Genomic DNA, 23427 nt, shown 5'->3' on the forward strand with positions numbered 1-23427 from the left:
GAGCAGGCGTCAGTACTGCGTCTCCCACTTCCCACCGTGGTCGATCTTCATCGAGTAACCGCCACCCCGACCCCTCTTCATCGAGTAACCGCCACCCCGACCCCTCGGCCCGTCCGGATCCCGGAAGCCAGTGAGCGTCGGTCACCACACGCTCTAAAGCGTCCTAGGAAGTCGCCTCCACCTGCGGTCAAGGAAGCGGGCCATTGTCTATGCAGGTCCGATACCGTCCGGACGGTACAGTGACCGCCGCCGAGACGACCGGCGCTACCGTCGACCGCGACGGCCTGATCTCGCTGCTGCGCTACGCCCGCACCGGCGCGTAGCGGCAAGGTCACGGCTGGCCCAGGCCAGCAGGAGCAGGGCGACGATCAGGATCACCATCCACCAGCGGTGGACGGTGATCCAGTGTTCGTCACGGGGCGCCGGGAACAGCCGGTATCGGTCGGGAGCGAACTGGGCGGCGGCGACGAGCACGATGACGGTCGGCGCCGCGGTCGTTCCGCCTTCGGTGTGCGGTGGGCGGCGTACCGCGTGGGCGGCTGCGGCCAGTGCCACGGTGGCCAGCGCGGCCATCTCCAGGGTGCAGCCGGCGGCCGGTACTGCTTGCCAGGTCTGTGGGTCGGTGTCACGACGTAGCAACAGCAGGACCGAGGCCCACCACAGCAGGAGCGCGGGTATCGCGACCAGCGGCCGGAGCAGGATCCTCAGGGGTCGGGGCACCGGTGTGGCGGCGGTGCTGGACTCGCTGGGGTCGTCGAGGAGGAACGCGGCGCCGACCGCGCCGAACAGTGCGGCGATGCGCAGCACGTTGGTCAGGCCGGTGGTGTCGTGCGTCACCGGGACCAGCGTCATGACCAGGACGAACGCGATTCCGGCGGCGGCCGCGGCGGCCACTGGTGTCCAGCGGGCGCCTCGGACTGTGTGGGGCAGCAGGGCCGGCGCGAGGCTCATCCGCATTCCTTGAAGTCGTCGCCGTAGTAGGCGAGTTCCTCGGGTGGCATGGGGGCGAGCTTGGTCGGGGCGGTCGTGCCGAGGAGCTCTGCGGCCTGCTCGAGGGTCGTTCCCGGTGCGGTCAATCGCGACCAGGATCGGGCCACGACGTCGGTGATCCTGTCGGCCGGCTGTTCCAGTAGTTGCTGCGCCACGGTGATTTCGCGGATGCCTATCTCGATCTGCTCGCCGCCACCGAGCGACTGGAAGTATTCGGATCGTCCGCTGCTGGAGGCGTCGAGCAGTTCCGGTAGTCCTTTCCCGGCGGCGTGCGTGGACTGTGCGGCCAACCACACCGTGAGCACCCCCACGCCGCCGCACGCGAGCGCCTTCTCCGAGGCGATCGCGGCTCCGGTGACCACACGGTGCGCGACGTGTACGGCGAAGCCGATCTCGTCCATCGGTGTCCCCCACTGGGTGCCGACCGAGATGGCCTCTGGGGTTCCGGCGCGACGGTCGTCGTCCTGCCACGCCCGCAGGGACGCCCCGTTCTGGACGGACCCGGACTTGTCGATGTTCGCCGCGACGGTGCGTTGCCGTACGACGAGGGGCGTCGTCGCGCGCTCGGCGGGCACCGGACGCCGGACACCGTCGACGACCCGTCGCCAGGCCTCGGTCCAGGCGACGAACTCCGGGAAGGCGCAGTAGGTGACGGTGTCCCGCTGAACGCAGTCGTGGAAACGGGACGGTTCGTTGGTCATGGTGGTGCGGCGGGCGATGACGTCGTCCGGCGTCGGCTGCACCTGGGCGACACCGCTGGCCACGACGACCAGCAGCGCGAGCACGCCGGCAGGCGCGGTACGAATCGCCGGCGCGCCGGCGCGCAGCAGCGCGGCCACCGCGATGAGCACGGCCAGGGCGAGCAGGTAGAGCAGGTGCGCGCCGGCCGGTTCGTACATCAACTGCACCGGCGGCAGACCGCCGGGGCCGACGTCACCGGGGAACAGTTCGACCGGCGACAACCAGCTGAGGCGCTTCTCGCTCCCCGCGAAGAAGGGGGGCCGGAACAGCCAGAAGAACAGGAGCAGCACGAGCAGCACCGGTACGACGACGGTGGAGCGTACGAGGCTGCCAAGCAGCACCCCTACCGCGCCGAACAGCAGGACCAGGGCCGGTGCGACAGCCAGTTGCAGCGGGTCCGGTGAGCCGGCCGCGCCGGACTGCAGGCCCAGTTGCGCGATGCGGGCGACGGCGAGGATGCCGGCGACGGCGGCCGACGGCAGGAGGGAGAGCAGGTGGGCCAGGGTCCGTCGCCAGGCGGGCAGGACCAGCACGTCGGTGAACACGGTCACGCCGTGACGGTGTGTGCGCAGCACGGCCAGATTGGCGGCGATCATGACCGCTGCGGCGATCAGCGTCATCTCGAACAGGAGGGCCGAGTCCTCGGCGTACAGCACCGGGAACCTGGTGACGGAGCCGGTGAACGCCGGCACGATCCAGCCGGTCAGGACCAGCGTGACCGCGGTCAGCACGATCGGGTGGCGCAGCAGGCGCCAGTTCTCGACCCGGGCCAGGGCCAGGGTCGCGGCGTTCGCCTCGCCCAAGCCGCCGGCCGGGGCGTCGGTGACGGTGTGCCGCGGTGCGGTGGATCGCACGGTGGTCATGCGTGGGCCTCCTGCTGTGCGTCGGCCCCGCCAAGCAGCAGGTAGCCGTCCTCCAAGGTCGGGGGGATCAGCCGGGCGCCCGGCGGTGGGGAGCCGAGGTTGCGGTACTCGCCCTCGCCGGTACGCCACGCCGCGACGGTGTCCACGCCGCGGGCCTGGCTCAGCCAGACCCGCCCCCGGGCCACGTCGGCCAGTTCCGCCGGGGGCCCTTCGAAGCGGACCCGGCCGGTGTGCAGCACCACCACCCGCCGGCACAGGGACATGACGTCCTCGGTCTGGTGGGTCGACAGCAGCACGGTGCAGCGTTCGCCCAGCTCGGCGATCAGTTCGCGGAACCGTAGCCGTTGCTCGGGGTCCAACCCGACGGTCGGCTCGTCCAGGATCAACAGGTCGGGGTGGCCGACGATCGCGGCAGCCAGCGCGACGCGCCGGCGCATGCCGCCGGACAGCGCCTTGATGCGCCTGCTCCGCTCGTCGGAGAGTCCGACCTCGGCGAGCGCGTGGCGCACCTGGTCGTGGCGCGTGCGGCGGTCGCCCAGTTCCTTGAGGATCGCCACGTAGTCGACGAACTCGAACGTGGTGAAGTTCGGGTGGAAGCCGGGCTCCTGCGGCATGTAGCCGAGCCGTCTGCGGGCGGCGAGCCGGCCGGCCGGAGCGCTCGGGTCGGCCCCGAACACCGACACCGTCCCGGTGTCCGGTGTGATCGCGGTGGCCAGCACCCGCAGCAGGGTGGTCTTTCCCGCACCATTCGGGCCCAGCAGGCCGGTGACGCCGGCACCGAAGGCGAACGAGACGTCGTGCAGGGCCGTGGTCCGCCCGTAGCGCAGGGTCACCCCCCGGACGGACACGTCGGTGTACGAGGGTGATGCGACGGTCATCGGTGCAACCTCCGGGATCGAGGGGTCAGGGGTAGGCGGTGCCCGGTGTCGAAGCGCCACCGGTTGACCAGGACGGCCACCGCGGCGGCGGTGGCGGTGGCTGCCATGCCGGCCTGGACGGCCGGCTCGAACAGCGCGGACGAGCCGGTGGGCAGCCGGACGGTCGTGACCAGCGCGAGCAACCACGTGGCGCCGGTGATCCTCGCGGCCCGGACCGGGCCGAGCGCCGGACTCAACCCCAGCGTCGCGACGGTCAGCAGCAGCGCCGGGGCCAACCACGCCATCGTCCGCAGGCCGGCGCCTGGGGCGGCGACGCCGGCGAGGCCCGCCAGGACGATCGTCACGGTCAGCACCGCGGACGTACGCAACAGCACGAGGCGGAACGTGTCGAAGGGCGCGGCCAGCCCGATCTCGTACGTCGGGTCGACGCGCGGCCCGAAGGCCACCGCGACACCGACCACCGCGATCATCGGAACCACGGCCAGCAGAGCGAGAGGCATCTGCGCGAAGCGACCGAGCCAACTCGCTGCGACCCCGATGGTGAGGGTCACCGCCACCGCACACAGCCAGGACAACCGCAGCGTCGGGGTGGCGGCCAACAACCGGGCCAGGTGTTCGGGTACGCCGATCCGCAGCAGCAGCCACTCCACGGCACCGGGGCGCGGCGCATCGACGGCAGCGTCAAGGCGCTGCCAGATCCGCTCGACCGCCGGCGCCGCCGAAGCGGTGGCGATTCGCCCACGGCAGACAGCACACGCCGCCAGGTGCGCCTCCACCGACCACAGCACCGGCCCGTCCAACCGGCCCTCGCCGTAGCTGTCCAGCAGACCCGCATCGAGATGCCAGTCACCACCCACCCGGGCCACCCCCTTCCGCGCAACGACGATCGCCCGAAGCCGTACCGCTGACCGGTGACCCGCCGCGCACACCGCGCGTCCGGCGAACCGAGGCCCGCACCGCGCCCGTCGTGTTCACGCCAACTCCCGGCGCAGCTGCGCGCGGGCCCGCATGGCCCGGGTCTTGACCGTGCCGGCCGGGATACCGAGCAGCACCGCGGCCTCGCGTGTGGTCAACCCGTCCAGGACCGTCGCCTGCAGCACGGCCCGAAGCTCCGGCGACAGGCGCCCCAGCGCCCCCGCCAGATCGCCGTGCTCCACTCCGGCCAGCACCAGATCCTCGGCCGACGCCGCCACATCCGCGCGGCGCCAGCTGAGCCGCTGCCACAACCGATCACGCGTCCCCCGCCGACGCACCGCATCAACCAGCCGGCGGGAGCAGATACGCCACAACCAGCCGGCAACCTCACCGGTGTCGCGCGACTCGAAGCCGGTATCGCCCCGCCACACCTGCAGGAACGCGTCCTGCACCACATCATCGACCAGGGCTTCGTCCGCGCAGCGGTACCTCAACCGGACCACCAGCCACGGCGCATGCCTGCGGTACAGGGCCTCGAAAGACGCGCGGTCGCCGGCCGCGACCGCGCTGAGCAGCTCAGCGTCGCTCGGCGGCGGGACAGCAGCAGTCGTCACACACCTCTATCGCACAGCACCGGGTCAGCGGTTCACATGTCGGAGGAGATTCTCGGCCACCCCAGGGCGCAGCGGTGGGGCCCGGCGACGCACGCCGGGCCCCACGCTGACGGGGTCGTGTCAGCGGTGTTCGATGGCGCCCCGGTCGACCGGACCGGTCCGCGGAGTGGCGCTGGCGTCGGTCTTTGCGGCGAGGCTTGCGGTTCCGCTGTCGATGGCCGGGCTGCCGTTCCGGAGCCGGAAGTCGCCCCCGCCCGGGTTGGCCAGCTGGGGGTTGCCGGACAGCTTGCGTGGGTCGGAGACGTTCGTCCCACCCGCGATCAGATTGGAGTCGAACGTGACTCCGGTAGCCGCGGACATCGAGGCGGCGGTGATGTCGCCACCGGCACTGACCAGGATGTTGTTGAAGACCCGGACGTCGCTCGCCTTGACGACGCTCATGTTGTCCCTGATCGAGGGCTGATGGCCGTTGTGGTGGACGGTGTTGTTGACGACGTCGACGTGGGCGCTGCGGAAGACGTTGATGCCGCGGGCACCGTTGCCGTAGGCGATGTTGTTCTCCACCAGCGTCCTCCCGCGGTACGGCTTCTTGATCTTCGCGTCCCGGTTGTCGAAGGAGTCGATGATGATGCCGCCGCCGTCGGTGATCTCCTTGAAGTCGCTGCAGCCGCACTTGACGAACGAGCCGTTGTTGCGGGTGATGTTGCCGCGGACGATCATCTTGTGGCCGGTGCTGCCGTCGGAGTTCCACGCCTGGAACAGCGAGATTCCACTGCCGCCGTAGGGTGACCAGTTGCTGTTGCCGAACGACAGGTTGTGGGTGACCTCGACGTAGTCGGCGTGCATCGCGCTGATGCCGTTGAGCGGGCAGCCGGACACGGTGTTGCCGTGGATCCGGACGTGGTGCGGGTACGTCGACTCGCCACCTCCGTGCGGCTCGGCCACCGCGATGCAACTGGTGTTGATCATCGGATCCTTCAGGTCGCCGTTACGGGCGGCGTTCTTCTGCCGCTCCGTCAGCCGGTCGGTCGCGCCCTGCACGGTCAGCCCGGCCACCGTGACGTAGCGGGCGTTGACCGCCACACCCTGCCACCCGGTGGCCTCGATCCTCGGGGTGGCGCCCGGCGCGCTGGCGTAGGTGATCCACTTGCTCGGCGTGCCGGAACGCCTGATGCCCAGTACGAACTGCCTACCCGGCGCGGAGTAGGTGCCGTCGCCGATCACCACGGTGTCTCCGGGCTGTGTGAGGTCGGCCGCCCGCTGCAGGGTGCGAAGCGCGGTGGCCGGGGTCAGCCCGTCGGCCTGGTCGTTGCCGTTCCCGCTGACGTACCGGTGCCGCCCGCCCTGGGTGGGCGGCAACTGTCCGGCGGACCAGGTCGGCCCGCCGATACCGGCACCGGCGATCCGGCCCGCCGACCACGCGGGAGTTCCGGGCGTGGCGGGCTTCGAGGTGCCGGGCTTCGGGGTGCCGGGCGCGGCGTTCGGATCGGTGGCGCCCGGACCCGGCGCCGGAGGGGTCGGGGAATCGCCGTCGGTGACGGTGAGGGTGATGCGGACGGGAGTGCCGGCCTCGCCCTTGCCGTGGTCCTTGAGGTATGGAGTGATCACGAGGGTGTGCCGCCCGACGGTGGGCTGCCACGGCAGGAAGTCGGTGCCCTTTTCCGCGTCGCCGTTGAGCACGTACGGCTGGTGGTTCTCGACCCGGGTGGTTTTACCGTCGACCTCGAAACGGACGCTGCCCACCTTCGCGGACGTGAGCGCCTGCACGCTCAGTTCCCGGGTGCCCAGCGCGGCCAGGTCGACCGTTTCGCGGGAGCGTAGCGGCTGCCGGCCGGGCACCCGCTGATCGCTGCTGGCGTCGAGCAGGACGAGGGAGTCGACCGCCGGTTTGTCGCCCGCCGAGGCGACCGCGGCGGTCAGCCCGACGGCCCCGACGGTGAGCACCGTGACGGCGGCGACCAACAGCCGCCGCCCCTTCGGCCGGGCGGTGTGGGCAGGAACGTGGTGAGGAACGGACACGACAACTCCGAGAGATCGATGAAGCGGCATCGCCGGCGATAGTTCTGCGGCGTCAAGAGACTAACGGCAACAATTGTTCATCCCGGGTTGTCTGCGTTTACTTCAAGAACACTTAAGGGAAGAGCGCAATGATATTGACTCGGCCATGGATGGTCATGTCGAGAACGTTATCAATCAGGACTGTCCGTCGTTCGGCGACGACGATAAGCAGGCTTCGGGGACTATTCATGTCGACAGCCTTATCAGTCGGCGCCCGGCACCCCGCTGGTACGCGTAGCGGCTCTTCGACGTTGGGCGGGGCCGAGGTGTCACCGGGGACTTCCCGTCGTTTCTTTCCAGTTCGTGTTACGCCCCGCGTCCCGACCGGGTCTGCACGGCGAGAGCCCGGTACGCCGTGTACCGGCAGGAGGGAGAGTTGTGATGCATGACGACTGCAAGATCGGGCCGCACCTGCTGGCTCGGGAGAGCGGCCTCGCCCGGATCAACTGGGGCGACCTGACCGCCTTCCGGGCCGTTGCGGAGGAGCTCAACTTCACCCGGGCGGCAGCCACCCTACAGATCACGCAACCGGCCCTCTCAGTACGGATCCGCCGGCTGGAGGAGTCCCTCGGGGTGCGTCTGCTGGAACGCAGCACGCGGGTGACCACCCTGACGGCCGCCGGACTCGTGCTCAGCGACTGGATCGACCGAACCGCCCGGAGCTGGGCACAGGTCCAGCTCGAGATGACCGGGACCACGGTCGAACCGCCCGAGCCTGCGTCGTCACCGCAGCGGCTCGCCGCACGGCTCGACGTCAGCGCAGTGGAGCCGCCCCGGATGCTCAGACCCCTGGTGCAACGGTTTCGTCGAGTCCGCTGGACGTGCGGGACGGCTCCGTCGCCCAGGGTGCTCGCCGACCGGCTCCGAGCGGGGCAGGTGCAGCTCGGGCTGTGGTACAGGATGCCCTTCACCGAGCCGCCCGACCTGCGCGACCTGGAGACGGCCCTGATCGGGGAGTCGCCGCTGGCGGTTGAACTGCCGGCGGGCCACCGGCTGGCCGCGGGGAACTCGGTCGAGCTGGCTGACCTCGCCGACGAGGTGTGGGCCGGTGGCGCCAGTGGGCACGGCCCTGCCCTGCTGGAGCGGACCTGCGCGGCGCTGGGCGGTTTTCGCCCACGGGTCGTGCCCACCAGCGACGACGCCGAGGAGATCCAGCGAATGGTGGCGGCCGGGCGGGTCGTGGCGTTCGCCGGCCCTCTCACCGCATCCGGGCAGACCGTGGTCCGACGGCCGGTTCGCGGTGCCCCGGAATGTGCGGCCTACCTGTCGTGGTCGTCCACCACCCCGGCCGAGCTGGCCCACCGGGTGCTGGCGACGATGCGCGGTGTGGCCGAAAGCCTGGCCGAGCGACCGGCCCGCCACCGCCCGGCTATCGTTCAACGGCTCTCGCACCCCGGCCGTACCACTGTGCAGCGGTACGCCACGACGTCGTGAAAAGCGGGACGAGTCCCGGCGACGTCCGGAAACGGAGAGGCCGACGGTGAGATCGGGTTCTGGGGGTTGGTCGGGATGCGGCGCCACGCGCGCCCCCAGACGGCCGTGGCACCAGCGTCACCAGGGAGGGTGCCGGTGAGCGCGGACGTGGTGCCGGCCGACCTGATCGTCGCCGCGCAACAGGGCGATCGGGCCGCGTTGGACCGGCTGCTGCGCGAGCATCTGCCGCTGGTCTACAACGTCGCCGCCCGAACCCTGCCTCCGGCGGACGCGGACGACGTGACGCAGGAGACGATGGTGCGAGCGATGGCCGGGTTGCCGCGGCTGCGGGAACCGGCCAAATTCCGCTCGTGGCTGGTGACGATCGCGATCCGCGAGACCCGGCGGCGGGGCAACCGGATCGGCGCCGACCGGCAGCGTTTCACCCTTGCCGACCCCGACGATCTGGTGGCCGAGCACGTCGCTCCGGGCGACGAGGCAGTACACCGCCTGGAGGCCGGCCGGCAGCGGCGTACGCTCGCGGCGGCGACCGGCTGGCTCGATGCCGACGACCAGGCGTTACTCAGCCTGTGGTGGCTGGTGCAGGTCGATGCCATGGCAAGGAGCGAGCTGGCTCCGGCACTCGGCATCTCCGCATCGCACGCCCGGGTTCGGTTGCAACGGCTGTGGCTCCGCGTGGAGGCGGCCCGCTTGATCGTCGATGCCCTGGCCGCCATGGAGGGGCCGGAGGGCTGCGCCGAACTCCGTAGTCTGCTGAGAACCTGGGACGGTCGGCCAGCTCCGGTCTGGCGCAAACGGCTGACCCGGCACGTGCAGGGATGCCGCCGTTGCGGTGCAGCGGCGGCCACGCTACTGCCACTGGAGCGGCTTCTGGTCACCGTACCGTTGCTGGCCCCTCCCCCGCACCTGGGCGACGCCGCCGGCAAGCTGGCTGTCCCCACGTCGGGCATCCTGCAGAACCCGGTGGTCAAGTGGGTCACCGTGGTCGGGGCCGCCCTCGTCACCGTGCTCGGCGTCGGTGCCTTCATCGTCAACCGGTCACCCACCCCCTCGATCGTCACGGCACCCCGATTCACCGCCGCCCCGCCGAGTACACCCGCCTTCTCCGCCTCGGCCACACCGTCAGCGTCTCCGTCCGCCACGGCAGCGGCTCCGGTCGGCGCCGGAGCCGGCTTCGGCGGCCCCGACTGGTCGGCGCGTGAGACGCCGCCGACCCAGGGCGGCCGTTACCTGTACGTCTCCGGCACCGGCGACGACCGCAACAGCGGTCGGTCGCGCGCCGAGCCCCTTCGGACGCTGCGGCGTGCCGCCGAGCTGACCGAGCCGGGGGACACGGTGCTGGTCGACGACGGCGAGTACAGCGACGCGCGCCAGTCGAGCGTCGTGACGATCCAGCGATCCGGCACCCCGAAGAAGTGGATCACGTGGGCCGCCTATCCCGGTGCGCGTCCGGTGGTACGTGCCTCGCAATGGCAGGGCATCTGGGTGCGTGCCTCCTACGTCACCGTCTCCGGCTTCACCGTCACCGGTCTGCGCACCAAGCTGACGAAGGAGCAGGTCGCGGCGGCGAAGCGGGGTGACGTCTCCGATCCCGCCGTCTCCAACAGCTGCATCGCCGTCACCGAACTCCGAAACGCCGACCCGCCGCGGCGTCCGCATCATGTCGTGGTCTGGGGCAACACCCTGACGGACTGCACGCTGGCCGGCCTCTCGGTGCAGTACGCCGACTACGTGACCGCGGCCTACAACATCACCAGCCGCAACGGCTGGTACTCACCGTACGGCGGCAGCGGCATCTCGTTCTCGAACCTGTGGAACTCCGACAGCCGTACGGGCTACAAGATGGTCATCCGGGGCAACGTGTCGTCCGAGAATCAGAACCTGGTCCCGTGCCTGTGCAGCGGTGCGGCCAGGAGGGTGACCGACGGCAACGGCATCATCGTCGAGTCGCTGGAGAACGACGACATCCGTGGCGCTCCGCTGTTCCAGCAGCCGTACACCGGGCGGACCCTGGTGGAGAACAACATCGCGCACCACAACGGCGGGCGCGGGATCAACATCTTCGACGGCTCACACGTCGACGTCGTCAACAACACGCTCTACCACAACGCCACCCACCCCGCCATCGACATCGACCTGGCGGTCACCAGGGCCCGGGACGTACGGGTCAGCAACAACATCGTGGTGCCCGGCCCGGGCAGTCCGGCGGCGATGGTCCACCGCTCCACCGGCGTCCGCTTCGACCACAACCTGCTGGCCGGAGAATTCGATACGCCGAGGGATCCAGCGGTGCTCACCGGCTCGCCGCGCTTCGTCGACGCGGACGCCGCCGACTTCCGCCTCGCGGGGGGCAGCCCCGCTGCTGACAGCGGCGCGGAGGAGCTGGCCCCGAAGCTGGACGCCGGTCGGGCCGCCCGCGCGCGCCCGGTGGATCGCGGAGCCCTCGAACGCCGTTGACGGCGAACCGCACCCGGGCCTGCCGTCAGCGTCGGCTGCCCGTGTCGTCATGCCGGTACGCGACGCGGCGACGGTCACCGGGCGGCGCACCATCACCTCCTTCACAAGCCTCATGGCTCGCGTTTCTCGATCACGGTCCACCCGGTCCAGCCACGCTCGGCGAGCAGGTCGCGCAACCGCCCGACAGCGGGGTGGGCGGCGCCGGCGAACGCGTCCATCAGGCGGACGAATGCCGCGTCGGGCGTGACGTCGTCCTGCCGATCGAGCTCCCCGTTGGCCGCAGCCTCTTCGAACAGCTCACTCATCAGGTCGGCCGTGTCGCGTAGCAGCTCCTCGTCGCCCCGTCGTCCGCGATCCGGCCGATCAGCTGGTAAAGCTGGACGACCTTCGGATTGGCCAGCTGGGCCACCTTGTCGGCCATGAGTTCCGGAATCACCTCTGGCCACCGCGCCGCCATGAGGATCCACCCGTCGCGCTCGGCCTCGATGACGGCAGCCGGCGCTCCGGTGCCTCTCAGGCGGTCGAGGTAGTCGACCACCTCCGCCGGAACGGCCAGGGAGTCGCCGCAGCCGAGCCGCGCGATGCGCCGTCGGTGCTCCTGCAGCTCGCGAATCTGGGTACCCAACCGCCGGTCGATCTCCATGGTCGCGGCCGCGAACGTCTCCGGGTCGGCGTCGAGAAGTTCGCTGACCCGGGCCAGCGGGACCCCTGCCTCGGCGAGGGTCCGGATCCGGATGAGTCGCACGACCGCGGCGGCGTCGTAGCTGCGGTAGCCGGAGGCGTCCCGCTCCGGCTCCCGCAGCAGCCCGATCTGGTGGTAGTGCCGCACCGCACGGATCGTCACCCCGGCGTAGGACGCCAACTGTCCGATCGTCAGCATGGTTTCAGCCTGCACGACGATGGCCGTCGTCAACCGACGTGGCGGCGGTAGATGGCCATGGCGACGCCGTAGGCGACAACGAGGAGACCGGTGCACCAGGCGAGGGCGATCCAGATGTCGCCATCGACTCGCTGCTGGGCGAACAGGTCGCGGATCGTGTTGACGATGGCGGTCACCGGCTGGTTCTCGGCGAAGACGCGCACCGGACCGGGCATGCTCTGCGTGGGTACGAAGGCCGAACTGATGAACGGTAGGAAGATGAGTGGGTAGGAGAATGCGCTCGCGCCGTCCACGGACTTCGCGGTGAGGCCCGGGATCACGGCGAGCCAGGTCAGGGCCAGCGTGAACAGCATCAGGATGCCGGTGACCGCGAACCAGGCCGGCGCGCCGGCCTGCGAGCGGAAGCCCATGGCCAAGGCGACCAGCACCACCACGACCAGCGAGACGAGGTTGGCGACCAGCGAGGTCAGCATGTGCGCCCACAACACGGACGAGCGTGCGACCGGCATGGATTGGAACCGCTCGAAGATGCCGCTCTTCATGTCCAGGAAGAGCCGGTACGCGGTGTAGGAGATGCCGGAGGCAACGGTGATGAGCAGGATGCCGGGCAGCAGGTAGTTGACGTAACTGTCCGACCCGGTCTGGATTGCGCCGCCGAACACGTAGACGAACAGCAGCATGAAGGCGATCGGCATGATCGCGGTGGTGATGATGGTGTCCGGGCTGCGGCTGATGTGGCGCAGGGACCGCCCCAGCAGGACGGCGGTGTCGCCGAGGAAGTGCCTGTTCATCGAGGGTCCTTGACTGCTTGTGCCGTCGGGTTGGGGGCGTCTGCTGTGCCCTGGTCGCCGATGATCGCGAGGAAGACGTCCTCGAGACTCGGCTGCTTCTCGACGTACTCGACCGTGGCCGGCGGAAGCAGCCGCTTCAGTTCGCCGAGGGTGCCGTCGGCGATGATGCGTCCCTGGTGCAGGATCGCGATCCGGTCGGCGAGTTGTTCGGCCTCGTCGAGGTACTGCGTGGTGAGCAGGACCGTCGTGCCCTGCCGGGCGAGCTCTCGGACGGCCTGCCACACCTCGAGGCGCGCTTGCGGGTCCAGTCCGGTGGTCGGTTCGTCGAGGAAGATCACCGGCGGGTTCCCGATGAGGCTCATCGCGATGTCGAGGCGGCGGCGCATGCCGCCGGAGTACGTCGACACCTTCCGGGTGGCCGCGTCGGTCAGCGCGAAGCGGGCCAACAGGTCGTCCGCGATCCGGCCCGGGTCCCGCAGGTGCCGCAACCGGGCGACCAGCATGAGGTTCTCCCGCCCGCTGAGGATCTCGTCGACGGCCGCGAACTGCCTGCCCGGTCAGGCTGATGGACTCGCGAACCTTCGCCGCCTGGGTGGTGACGTCGAAGCCGTTGACCCTGGCCGTTCCCGCCTCCGGCCGGAGCAGCGTCGACAGGATCCGCACGAGGGTGGTCTTGCCAGCCCCGTTGGAGCCGAGCAGCGCGAAGATAGTGCCCCGCGCCACGTCGAAGTCCACGCCGCGCAACACGTGCAGTTGCTTGTACGACTTCTCCAGGCCCTGAATCTGGATAGCCGGCTCGGCTGTCTGACGAGAATCTCTGGACATGGCGCCAGCATGCAGGGTTGACGCTGCGTCAAGGTCAAGCCCGGAACCAACATCTGGCCGGCATCAGCCGCCGACGTGGATGTCGGGCCTACGGGTGGGCTCAGCGACCGGACTACCTGCTGTCGGCACTGCAGGCTAGTCAGCGGATCAGGCGGTCAGCGCGGTGGCGAGCCGCCGGGCCTCGGTCACCAGCCGGCTCGCGCCACCACGTCGGCCAGTCCCGGCACCTCGATGCGTACGCCCGTCGCGCCGGCCGTCTCCGCCGCGAGGGTGAGCAGGTCGGGCGCGCATCACCTTGCCCGGCCGTGACGAAGTGCTCCAGCGGAGTCGGATCGGCGATCGGATCCCCCAGGCACCCAGCCGTCGCTAACGTCCGGTGCGCGACGCCTCCGCCGGGGGCTGGGGGTCGGGGGAAGAGTCGCCGACCGGAGGCTGGGGGACCCGGTGGCGGGCAGTCACCCGCGCCGACTCCACCGCGGTGGTGTGCCCGCCGATGGCGAAGATCCTCCTGCCGCTCGTGACCGCCGCCCCTTCACGATGGGCGACGGTGGTGCCGGTGACTGTCTCCCAGGTGTCGGTGTCGGGTGAGTACGCGTCCACCCGGGTGGTGTCCACACAGTCGACTGGCGCTCCCGTGGCGTCGGTCACCAGCTCACAGCCCCCTATCGCGTAGATCCGGCCGTCCGGGCCGGTCGTGGCGTCGACGAGACACCGCCGGCTGGGAAGCGGCGCGAGAGTCGTCCAGGAGTCGGTGGCGGGCGAGTACGCCTCGACGATGTCGAGAGCGTTCAGGAGACCGTCTCCGCAGCCGCCGATCGCATAGATCCGCCCGTCCGGTCCGCCCGCCACCCCCATGTCGTTGCGCGGCGTGGGCATCGACGCTCCGGTGGCCCACCGGTCCACCGTCGGGTCGTAGATCTCGAGAGTGGCGAGCGAGTCGCCGCGGTGCCCGCCAACGGCGTAGACGCGGCCGTCGGTGCCGGCTGTTGCGGCAAGCAGTTGTCGTCCGGTGGGCATCGGCGCCAGGGGCACCCAGTGGTCGTCGCCCGGTGTCAGGGCGAGCACGGAGCTGAGGAACGCTCCCTCGGCGCCGGGAGAGTTGCCACCGATCGCGTAGACGCGCCCGTCTCCGCCAGTGGCCGCCGCATGCCGGTACCTGGGGTGGGGCAGCGACGGACCGGCCTTCCACTGTCTCGTTCGAGGTGTGTAGACCTCCACGACCCCGGTGACCGAAGCCCCGCCGGCGCCCCCGATTGCGAAGATCGACCCGTCCGACGCCGTGGCCGCCGCCAGCGCGTAGCGGGGGCTCGACAGCGCGTCCTCCGCCCGCCAGTCGACTGCGGGTGGGTCACCCCCGCCCACGGCACCGGCGACGGGTGTCAGAATCTGGGCCACCGCGACGGCAATGGCGAGGCACAGTGTCCTACCTGGCGCAGCACGGCCGAGAATACGAATTGTCGTCACGACTACGGCGCTCCTTCGCGATGCGTCGGCGGGCGTTTCCGCTTTCGCGCACGCTAACAGCCTGACGTACGCCACAACCGCGGAAATCTGTCACTTCCCACCGATGGCGAAAAGGTGCCGTGGCCGATAAGTGGTCCCTCGGCAAGTCATTGTGGGTTTCCTCGCCGGGTCATTTCCGCACAATGCGAAAGGGAAGTTTCCTCACCTGCACCGTGGGCGGTGCCCGCGGGAAAGGCGGCGGCGCCGGGTCCGGCAAAGGTGTACGAGCCGCGACCCTTCCTGGCGGTCGACGCGTCAGTACTGCTCAAGTGCGGCGACCACTACAGGGCACGGTTCACGGCGACGGCGACGAGGTCTGGAACGTGCTGCTCCGGGCGCTGCGCGGCGACGTCGAACGCCTCGATCCGGACGCCACCCTCGACCTGATGGATCTGATGGGCGTCTCCGAGGCGGCGGCCGCCTGGCATCACGGACGTCTGTCCCGCATCGGCGAGAGTCACTTCTGGAGGCTGTCGGGACAAGGAAGTCTGCCAAGGCCCGCGAGGTGCTCGCTGATCACGATTGCCCATCGGATTCGGCGAGGAGCAATTCCCATTCCTTGTCCAGCGCTTGTGTGATTCGATGGTCGCGGGCGACGGCTTCTGTGAACCAGGCGATGGTGGCGGGCGCCATGGCGAGAATCTGGTTGTAGTTGAGGGCGGCCGGGTTCATGCCGAACAGCAGCCCGGTCTTGAGAAGAGTGCCTGAGGTGGCGATGGTGTGCCCGAGCAGCAGCATGGAGGTGAGTTTGGCGTGCTCCAGCTTCCGTTGCGCTGCGCTACCGCCGGTGGCATAGCTCTTGAGAAGCCAGTATCCGCGGATGATCGCGGACACGACGCCAGGCGTGATGCCCATCGTGAAGAAGTGGCGCAGGTCGTAGCCGTTCGTGTACATGTAGCGGGCGACGTCGGTCCAGGGCACCGTGACGCCGGAAGGGTCCAATGCGAACGGGGAACGTATCTGTCCGAGTTGAAGCAGGCTGAAGAACGGAGGCTGCAGACCGGCAGGGGTGTAGACGTCCGAGAGTAGATGGCGCACCTGGGTGATGAACGCGGTGATCAGGTCGACCGGGTCGTAGTCGGTGGGTACCTGGATCAGTTGCCCTGCCTTGTCGATGTAGGTGCCGGTGCCGTGCATGAGATCTGCCACGCCGGCGAGGAAACCCAGGGCCGGATCGTGGCCGAGGCTCTGGAGCCGATGGGTAGCCGGCCGCATGCCGCTGATCAGGCCGTCGGTGGCCTTCGTGGTCGGGGCGTCATAGGGCACTTTGGCGAGCTTCTCGAACCTCTTGAAGAATCGGGTGTGGATGTCTTGTGCGCGGTCACGGTCCTTGAGCCACGTGGTGAGGGGCGATCCCGCCTGCTTCTCGCCCAGGAAGGTGGAATCCTGGGGGATGCGGACGAGGATGACGTCGAGGAGGGTCGCGAGAGCTCCGGCAATGAGGACGACTGTCCAGTCGGTCTCGTCCCAGCTGATGTCGCCATGTTCCTCGGTGTAGCTGCCCAGGCTGCGAGCTATCTGGCCGGAGGGAAGAACCTGTTGGAGCGGATCCCGGCTCAGATCGATACCCAGCAGATCCAACCGGGCTTCGGCAAGTCTGACGAGCTGGTCGAAGTCGTCGCCAGCCGGAACGACGGGCACGGCGTAACGGGAGCTGTTCGGTGCCTGGACACTCACGGTGGTCGCTGCGTTCGACTGGGACTCGGGGGCTGGTACGAGGACGCCCATCGCTTGGAGACGGGCGCGCACCGCGTCGAACTCGGACTCGACCGAGTCCAGAGTGTCGCTGACGCGACGTTCGCGTTCGAGGACGTCCTTGAGGTCGAATTCCATTCGGTCGAACAAGCCCCGCAGTTCAGTCAGCGTGACGGACTGGTAAGCCACGACCGCGGCGGCAGCCGAAAGCTGGTCACTCGGCACTGAGCGGCTCCCGCCGTTCGAAGGCCTCCTGACTGGTGTGCAGATTCACCAGGGCCGCCTGGAAGGCGGCCAACTCAGCCCTGAGCGTGGCGAGTCGCTCCTCGTTCCTGGTGGTCTGGGTGAGGTAGACCTCCATCCGGTGCGCGAGCCCTGCGATGTCGTCGGTGAGCTCTGCCATTGCCTGCTGGTGATTCTTGATGACTTGCTGAATCAGATGCTCGCGCCGATTCTCACGTTCACGCTCGTTGGTGGCCAGCGCCCAACGCGTGCCCTGATGGACCGCGACCCCGAGAATCACCACCGTGCCGATTCCGGTGGCCATCGCGCTCAGGCCCAGGAGACCGCCGAACCCCAGGGCCGCCAGACCCGAGGTGATTCCCGCCCCGCTGAGGCCGGAGACGCTGCCAGCAAGACTGATCGCGGCGATCGGTGCACCGAACGCCGCCGCCTTGGCAGCGATGTCCTTGGTGGTGGTCTCCAACTGGCTGGTCGTGATCCTGCCGGAAGCGAAGTCCTCTTCCGTGATCACAAAGCGTTCGGTCGCCTCCACGACCTTGTCAGCCGACTCGGGGAACACCAGTCCTGCGACCAGCACGATTCGCTCGCGCTCGGCGTCGGCAGCATGCCTGTCAGCACGCGAGATTCGCACCAGATCGCGCACCAGCACCGTGAACACCGGCTCGCGCTGATCTTCCTCGAGGAGCTCGCGCAATTTCCTGGACAGCTCCACAGTGGCGTCGATGTCCGGTGCGTCGCTCACTGCATCGCGTTGCGCTCCAGTGATCTCCCTGCGCAACTCCGATCGTGCTTCGCCGTCGAGTCCAATGGTCGACGCGAACAAGTACAGGTTCGCGATCTCGCGAGGATCGAGGAGGCCGTCGACCAGCGCCAAGCTGACCAACACGCGGCAGTAGAGCAACTTCCCGTCGGCGTTGAGCGCGGACAAGTCGCCGACATTGGCGGGGTTGCGGGACGACCAGGCCGACAGGTCCTCCTTGACTTCTTCGACCTTCGCCATCACCTGCTCGGCGGACTGCTTCACTCTCTCCTGTGCCTCGCCAGCAGCATCGGCAACAAGCTGCCTCGCCACGCTCGTGCTGTCGGCAACCATCCGTCCAGCGGCGTCGGCAACGCCCTTCAGCCGTCCAAGCCCAACCTCACGAAGGTCCATCGCCATCCCTTTCACTTCTTTGGCGAAAGGCTATCGGTGATCACCGACGAGACGACGTCCTCCCGGCGGCCCTAGATCATGTCCTCATCGGCCAAATTTCGATGCCTACGGCTATGGCGTCGCCACCTCGCCGAGCACCTCCATGCCTGGCGAGCCACCCGGAGCCGGGCCGCCGCCGGGCGGCTCATCGGCACCCCGGCTTCTGACAGCGAGGGCAGTCTCGGCGGGCTCGTCGCGCTCAGTGAGCTGTCGCGCTTGGCCGGCGTCGTCACCTCGCGACGCACCGCACCGCGAGGTGCTCGTCGGACCTGACCTGCGCCGGCTGTACGCCGCCGGACCCGGCCATGATCTGTCTGCCGCCGCTGGCGGCGGCTGTCACCGCCGTTCTGTCCTGGCCGGCATCGCTACCGCCGACACGGTACGTGCCAAGCCCGGCAGAACGACCGTCCCCGTCTCCACCCCACTACAGATCCTGAGAGCCGACCAAGGGCAGAAGCTCAAGCCGGCTTCGATGATGATGCGGTCGCGGTGGCGGCATCGTTGGTGATGCGCGTATGCGGGTTTCCGTTCGTCGAACCTGGTTGCCTCGATCGCGAGCCCTCGTCGTAGTAGCAGGAAATACCCAGAACATGTGACGGCACGGCATGCTCGACTTGCGCTCGGGGTATTCAGAGCTTGTGTAATCGGCCGTGGTGGCGGGTGGCCTTACGCCAGATATCTCTTCACCCGGTTGATGAGATCCGTCGTGGAAACTCCGGCGGTGTATTTGACGAGCTGCAGTCGGCCGTCCGCGGCTATCGGTCCGTATACCGCCTCGATGACCTCCGGCGAGATGTCGTCCCCGTGCACGACCACGGATATCTGCATCTCGTCCAGAAATTCGGGAGTGAGCTGATAGGGCGAGTCGGGCACCACCTCGTCGACGTACCGGCATGCCTCGACGATCGAGACCCGCTCGGCGAGGCTCATGATGGGCCTCCGCTTGTAGGAGGCGACGGTTTCGTCAGAAAGCACTCCGACGATTAGCCAATCGCCGAATCCACGAGCCGCTCGGAGAAGTGCGACATGGCCCGGGTGGAACAGGTCTCCCACCATATCCACATAGACGCGCGTCTTGTGGCTGTTGATCTTACCCTCTACCATGGCGCACATCACCTCGCTAGCTGGCCGTGCGACTCGGTCGTCGTTCGTCTCCCCCGTGCTGGTAGGCGCGTCGGCCGCCAGCGGCGCGCTCGGCGGCAACGAGCCGGATCCCAGCAGGCACGCCTGCTCTGCACGATCAGGCCGATCCCCCCAATCCAACACGAGGACGAACCTTGAACGTCGCTGACGCAGTCTCCCCGGAGAAGTCGACCATCTCTGCGGCCATCGCGGCGATCGTCGTCAGCAGTGGTACTCGGGCCACCGGGCCGAGCCGGGCACCCGCCACCCGGGCCACGAACCGCACGGCCAGCTCATTCGCCTCGTCCGGTGCCTCGGGACGCCGGGTGGCGAACCAGCGCCGAGCGAAGGCGTCCAGCTCATCCTGATCGAACGGCTGCAGCTCGTAGGTGTCGACACCGGACGCCCGGAGCGCCGACATCTCCTCTTCAGGCAGCGGCCGGGTCGTGACGACGAGCTGGTGTGCCACCGACGGCTTGGCGAGCCGGCTCTGCAGCGACCAGAGCACCCGTGACCGTGCCTCCGAATCGTCGACCCCGTCGATCCCGTCGACCATGAACCGCCAGCGAGCGAGCTGGCGGCCGGTCGAAAGTGGACGCCGGCAGGTCGAGCTTCTCGGTCGTCGCGGCAGACAAGGGCTAGGGCACCCGGCAGAGACTGCTCGACCAGATCCGCCGGCGACGGCAACAGTGACGACCTTCGGCCGACGGCCCCGGAGCGCATCCCGGGCGCCTTCGGCCACGACCGCGGCGACCAACGCCGACATTCCCGCTCCGGCCCCGCCGAGCAGGACCGTGTGCCGGCTGTCGGCGAGCATGTCCACGATACCGATCGCCAGGTCGGCTGCGCCCAGGCCAGCGACCTGCTGCCGGACGTACACCTCGGACAGCGCGGGCACGTGCCCGAAGAAGCGGTAGCGATGACGGGCCGCATCGTGGTCCTGATCCTGCGGAAGAGCGGTCAACTCCGGTCCGGCGAGGGCCGTCCGGGACGCCCGCCGCCGCAGCAGGGATCCACCGATCGTGATCCCAACGGCAACCAAGCCCATAAGCGCGCCGATGACCGAACCCAGCTTGTCGCTGACGTCGAGCCAGTCGCTCATGCGCGGATCGTAGGGTCGCGACGACGTACGGCGTCGAGCATGGCCTACGGGCCAAGCGCGACACCGGTGGTGCTCGACCGCAGTGGAGAAGCACCGCTTCGACGTGCTCTTCGGCGATGCCCGGAACGACGAGGAGCCGCAGCGGGTCGGCTGCTCGGCCGGGGCCGCCTCGCTCGAACCACCGCACGACCCGGGCCACCGAGGGCAGCAGAGACGACGCATGACACTGTTCAACGAGTCGACCGCCAGCCGCTACTGCATCAAGCCCGCCCGAGCACAGCAAGGACCTCCTGGTGGCGTCCGCGATCACGCAGAGGCCATCTGTCGGCCCCGACGCCCTCCTCTCAGGACGGGCGAACGTGTCTGCCGACCCCGCTGGCAGTTTCGCTGCCGCCCTGGCAACACGGGTTCGGACTGCTCATGTCGGGAGGTCCACCGGGTAGATCCGAAAATCTGTCAGGATCGTGCACGTGACGTACACCTGGTCTGGTGTGACGATTGACTGCCTCGATCCCGAACGCGTGGCCCGATTTTGGAGCGCCTTGCTGGGTCGGGAACCTGGACCGTCGCAGGATGGTTGGATCTACCTCGGCGAACGGGGTGATCCTCAGCCGCGGTTGGTGTTTCAGCCGGTGTCCGAGCCTGCCGCTGGCAAGGTGCGGATCCACCTCGACGTCACCGTTGACGACATTGAGAAGGCCGTGGCGGCGGTAATCAAGCTGGGCGGCCGGGCGACGGGTGACCGGCATCAATACGACGAGGGCGTGGTCGTCGTCATGGCAGATCCGGAAGGCCATGAGTTCTGCCTCGTTCAGTACTACGAATGATGAGGCGTTCGCGGCTGCACGAAGCCAACGATCTCACGGCGCCCGAGTACCGACAGGACTTCGGGCAGCTCCATCGCGTACTTTTTGAAGCCTTCGATGACGGTGCGGCTCGGTGACGCGCTGGCAGTGACCTCGAATGCGGGCTGGTTGCTCGATGGTCGGGTCCGGCTGCACCTGGGCGACACCGCGCTGATTTCGGGAAACCCTCAACCGGTGAGCGGGTTGCCGCGCGACTTGCCGAGGCAGCCACGCTCGTCGGCGGTCTGCTCAGGGCGTGGCCCGGCGGGCCTGAGCAGCCGGAGGGCGGGGAAGCCACCTGTGGCCTCCCCGCCCTGTGTCGTCACCGGCGAAGCGGGGTGCTGCTATCCGCCGTTGATGGTCCAGTGCTGGTTGGCGCCGCCCACGTAGCTCCAGATATGGATCTGGGTGCCGTCAGCGGAGCTGACCCCGGCGGCGTCGAGAACCTTGCCGGATTGCGGATTCAGGATGGAGCCGTTGGACTGTGGCTGCCACACCTGTGCCCCCGAGCCGTTGCAGCTCCACAGCTGCACCTTCGTGCCGTTGGCGGTGCCGCCCTGGCTGACGTCCAGGCACTTGCCGAGCGCCTGGAAGGTGTCGCCGACACGGGTCCACTTCTGGGCGTTCGTGCCGTTGCAGGTCCAGAGCTGGATCTTGGTGCCGTCGGCGGTGCCCGAGTTGCTGACGTCCAGGCACTTGCCGCCGATGCCGGTGATCGTGCCTGCCGTGCCGCCGGGCGGCGGCGTGGTGGTGCCGGGGATGGCGTTGAGGGTGTACCAGGCCTCGGTGCTCCACAGCGACTGGCCGCTCTCGGAGCTGAACGGGCGCGGAGAGCGGACGTACACCACGTGGCCGGCCTTGCGGCCGGGGATGGTCAACGTGACGGTCTTCTTGTCCGCGGACAGCGTCGCGGAGGTGGCCGTGAGTGTCTCCTCATCGATCTTCGGGCCGCCGTAGCCGGCGGTGGCCTGGTAGCGCCACTGCTTGATCTTGTAACGGGCGGCGAGGCCATTCGCAGTGTCGGCCGAGAGCGGCTGGGTGTACTCCAGCTCGAAACCGCCGCTGGTGGCCCGCATGGCCTTGATGTCGAAGGTGGCGGTGTTGTTCGGGGTCAGCTTCTGCAACCCGTACTGCAGCTTGCCGGACTGTCCCCAGTTGCCGCCGGCGCCGAGCCCGCCGACGTAGATCGCGCCGTCCGGGCCGAGGTGAACCTCGGAGATACCCGCCTCCAGGCCCTGGGTCATGCGGAACAGTGCGCCCTGGTACTCGCCGTTGACCTTCTCCAGGAACGCCCGCTGCAGACCGCCGTAGGTGACGTCACCGATGAGCAGCTGCCCGGCGTAGGTGCCGCTGGGCACCGTCACCAGACCGCTGGGGGAGTTGGCGATCTCGTTCTGCGGCATCCACAGCACCGGCGGGGTCACCGGGTTGTTGTCGAACGGGCCGTCCGGGTTCATGTAGTGGTTGAAGAACCGGTCCTGCTTGATGTGCAGCAGCTTCGACGAGGGCAGCCAGCCACCCTGGTTGTCGGTGACGAAGATGCCGTTCTCCGGCCCCCACCCGATGCCGTGCGGGGTCCGCAGACCACCAGCCACGTAGGACACCGCCCCGGTGTCCTTGTGCACCTTGATCGTGGTGCCCCGGTTCGCCGCCGGCTGCGGGTCCGTGGTCGCCCCACCGTAGTTGATCGACACCGACAGGTTCAGGTAGAAGTGCGGCGCCTGGTACAGCAGACCGAAGGCGAACTCGTGGAAGTTGCCCCCGAACGGCCACGTCGCGACGGTCTCCAGGTTGTCGGCCACGTCGTCGTTGTTGGTGTCGACGAGCCGGGTCAGCCGCTGCTTCTCCGACACGTAGACGACCCCGTCGACGATCTTCAGGCCCATCGGTTCCTTGAGACCACCGGCGATCTTCTTCGTCGTCACGCTACCCGGCCCGGTCGCGCCGCCGGTATTGCTCAGGATGTAGACCTCACCGCTGGTGTTGTCCGTGCCGCCCCAGGTGGAGATGGCCATGCGGCCATCGGCGAACCAGTCCATGCCGGTCACCTGCGGCTGGAAGCCGTTCGGCCGCAAGTTCGTCAGCGTGTAGCTGGGATGCACCCCGTTCAGCGGCAGGCCGTCGCCGGGCGAGTCGGTGACCCCCTCGCACTCCTTCTTACCCGGGGCGGTGACCCGCACCACGCCGGCGTCGGTGCTCAGCGCCGAGTTGGGCACCACGACGAAGGACGACGAGCCGGGAGTCTTCCACTCCAGGGTGATCTGCTGACCGCCGTCGCG

At 68.9% G+C, this 23427-nt stretch carries 17 protein-coding genes and 2 pseudogenes; 3 read left to right on the plus strand and 16 right to left on the minus strand.

All coding sequences use genetic code 11. The features are described 5' to 3' along the window. Nucleotides 1-264 precede the first annotated feature (264 nt). The 6 genes from ACTMSW_RS09555 to ACTMSW_RS09580 form a co-directional block, all read right to left on the minus strand. Complete coding sequence (locus ACTMSW_RS09555; protein WP_441180163.1) at nt 265-951, minus strand: hypothetical protein; 687 nt, start codon at nt 949-951, stop codon at nt 265-267. Next, the gene (locus ACTMSW_RS09560) at nt 948-2594 is read right to left on the minus strand and encodes a hypothetical protein (RefSeq protein ID WP_441180164.1); all 1647 of its coding nucleotides are present in this window, start codon (nt 2592-2594) and stop codon (nt 948-950) included. The genes ACTMSW_RS09555 and ACTMSW_RS09560 overlap by 4 nt, the downstream gene beginning before the upstream one ends. Then, nucleotides 2591-3472, minus strand: coding sequence for an ABC transporter ATP-binding protein (locus ACTMSW_RS09565; protein ID WP_441180165.1), 882 nt, complete (start codon nt 3470-3472; stop codon nt 2591-2593). The genes ACTMSW_RS09560 and ACTMSW_RS09565 overlap by 4 nt, the downstream gene beginning before the upstream one ends. Beyond that, a complete protein-coding gene (locus ACTMSW_RS09570; protein WP_441180166.1) occupies nt 3469-4329 on the minus strand; it encodes a hypothetical protein in 861 nt (286 codons plus the stop codon). Before ACTMSW_RS09570 ends, ACTMSW_RS09565 begins: the two co-directional genes overlap by 4 nt. 114 nt (nt 4330-4443) lie before the next feature. Continuing rightward, on the minus strand, nt 4444-5001 hold the full coding sequence (locus tag ACTMSW_RS09575; protein ID WP_441180167.1) for an RNA polymerase sigma factor: 558 nt from the start codon (nt 4999-5001) through the stop codon (nt 4444-4446). Between the two features lie 120 nt (nt 5002-5121). Continuing rightward, nucleotides 5122-7020: a choice-of-anchor Q domain-containing protein gene (locus ACTMSW_RS09580; protein WP_441180168.1), complete on the minus strand. Its 1899-nt coding sequence runs from the start codon at nt 7018-7020 to the stop codon at nt 5122-5124. Between the two features lie 420 nt (nt 7021-7440). On the opposite strand from ACTMSW_RS09580, the gene ACTMSW_RS09585 reads away from it, so the two are divergent. After that, a complete protein-coding gene (locus ACTMSW_RS09585) occupies nt 7441-8493 on the plus strand; it encodes a LysR family transcriptional regulator (RefSeq protein WP_441180169.1) in 1053 nt (350 codons plus the stop codon). A gap of 135 nt (nt 8494-8628) precedes the next feature. Beyond that, nucleotides 8629-10950: a sigma-70 family RNA polymerase sigma factor gene (locus tag ACTMSW_RS09590; protein ID WP_441180170.1), complete on the plus strand. Its 2322-nt coding sequence runs from the start codon at nt 8629-8631 to the stop codon at nt 10948-10950. Between the two features lie 110 nt (nt 10951-11060). Here ACTMSW_RS09590 and ACTMSW_RS09595 read toward each other — a convergent pair. The 9 genes and pseudogenes from ACTMSW_RS09595 to ACTMSW_RS09635 all read right to left on the minus strand — a co-directional run bounded on the left by ACTMSW_RS09595 (nt 11061) and on the right by ACTMSW_RS09635 (nt 20303). Further along, nucleotides 11061-11830, minus strand: a pseudogene (locus ACTMSW_RS09595) (MerR family transcriptional regulator). A 29-nt stretch (nt 11831-11859) separates the two neighbouring features. Beyond that, nucleotides 11860-12621 carry an ABC transporter permease gene (locus ACTMSW_RS09600; protein WP_441180171.1) on the minus strand — a complete coding sequence of 254 codons (762 nt, stop codon included), beginning with the start codon at nt 12619-12621 and terminating at the stop codon, nt 11860-11862. Beyond that, nucleotides 12618-13446, minus strand: a pseudogene (locus tag ACTMSW_RS09605) (ABC transporter ATP-binding protein). Before ACTMSW_RS09605 ends, ACTMSW_RS09600 begins: the two are co-directional and overlap by 4 nt. 366 nt (nt 13447-13812) lie before the next feature. After that, a complete protein-coding gene (locus ACTMSW_RS09610) occupies nt 13813-14841 on the minus strand; it encodes a Kelch repeat-containing protein (protein WP_441180172.1) in 1029 nt (342 codons plus the stop codon). A gap of 389 nt (nt 14842-15230) precedes the next feature. Continuing rightward, nucleotides 15231-15410: a hypothetical protein gene (locus tag ACTMSW_RS09615; protein WP_441180173.1), complete on the minus strand. Its 180-nt coding sequence runs from the start codon at nt 15408-15410 to the stop codon at nt 15231-15233. A gap of 55 nt (nt 15411-15465) precedes the next feature. Next, entirely contained in the window at nt 15466-16869 is a 1404-nt protein-coding gene (locus ACTMSW_RS09620) for a hypothetical protein (RefSeq protein WP_441180174.1), read from the minus strand. Beyond that, complete coding sequence (locus ACTMSW_RS09625) at nt 16859-18046, minus strand: TerB family tellurite resistance protein (RefSeq protein WP_441180175.1); 1188 nt, start codon at nt 18044-18046, stop codon at nt 16859-16861. The genes ACTMSW_RS09620 and ACTMSW_RS09625 overlap by 11 nt, the downstream gene beginning before the upstream one ends. Nucleotides 18047-18745: 699 nt before the next feature. After that, nucleotides 18746-19282 (minus strand): adenylyltransferase/cytidyltransferase family protein, encoded by a 537-nt coding sequence (locus ACTMSW_RS09630; protein WP_441180176.1) that lies wholly within the window; start codon nt 19280-19282, stop codon nt 18746-18748. Nucleotides 19283-19319: 37 nt separating this feature from the next. Continuing rightward, nucleotides 19320-20303, minus strand: coding sequence for a hypothetical protein (locus ACTMSW_RS09635; protein ID WP_441180177.1), 984 nt, complete (start codon nt 20301-20303; stop codon nt 19320-19322). Between the two features lie 470 nt (nt 20304-20773). Between ACTMSW_RS09635 and ACTMSW_RS09640 the strand changes: the two genes are divergently transcribed. Next, the gene (locus tag ACTMSW_RS09640) at nt 20774-21130 is read left to right on the plus strand and encodes a VOC family protein (RefSeq protein WP_441180178.1); all 357 of its coding nucleotides are present in this window, start codon (nt 20774-20776) and stop codon (nt 21128-21130) included. A 362-nt stretch (nt 21131-21492) separates the two neighbouring features. Here the strand turns inward: ACTMSW_RS09640 and ACTMSW_RS09645 are convergent. Continuing rightward, nucleotides 21493-23427: ricin-type beta-trefoil lectin domain protein (locus tag ACTMSW_RS09645; RefSeq protein WP_441180179.1), on the minus strand; the 1935-nt coding region annotated here is incomplete at its 5' end.

Source organism: Micromonospora sp. BQ11 (assembly GCF_052068135.1).
Lineage (GTDB): Bacteria > Actinomycetota > Actinomycetes > Mycobacteriales > Micromonosporaceae > Micromonospora.

Coding starts and splice junctions, on each gene's coding strand:
- ACTMSW_RS09635 (WP_441180177.1), bottom strand. CDS start 20,303: ATGAGCGACTGGCTCGACGTCAGCGACAAGCTGGGTTCGGTCATCGGC.
- ACTMSW_RS09600 (WP_441180171.1), bottom strand. CDS start 12,621: ATGAACAGGCACTTCCTCGGCGACACCGCCGTCCTGCTGGGGCGGTCC.
- ACTMSW_RS09585 (WP_441180169.1), top strand. CDS start 7,441: ATGCATGACGACTGCAAGATCGGGCCGCACCTGCTGGCTCGGGAGAGC.
- ACTMSW_RS09560 (WP_441180164.1), bottom strand. CDS start 2,594: ATGACCACCGTGCGATCCACCGCACCGCGGCACACCGTCACCGACGCC.
- ACTMSW_RS09555 (WP_441180163.1), bottom strand. CDS start 951: ATGAGCCTCGCGCCGGCCCTGCTGCCCCACACAGTCCGAGGCGCCCGC.
- ACTMSW_RS09625 (WP_441180175.1), bottom strand. CDS start 18,046: ATGGCGATGGACCTTCGTGAGGTTGGGCTTGGACGGCTGAAGGGCGTT.
- ACTMSW_RS09565 (WP_441180165.1), bottom strand. CDS start 3,472: ATGACCGTCGCATCACCCTCGTACACCGACGTGTCCGTCCGGGGGGTG.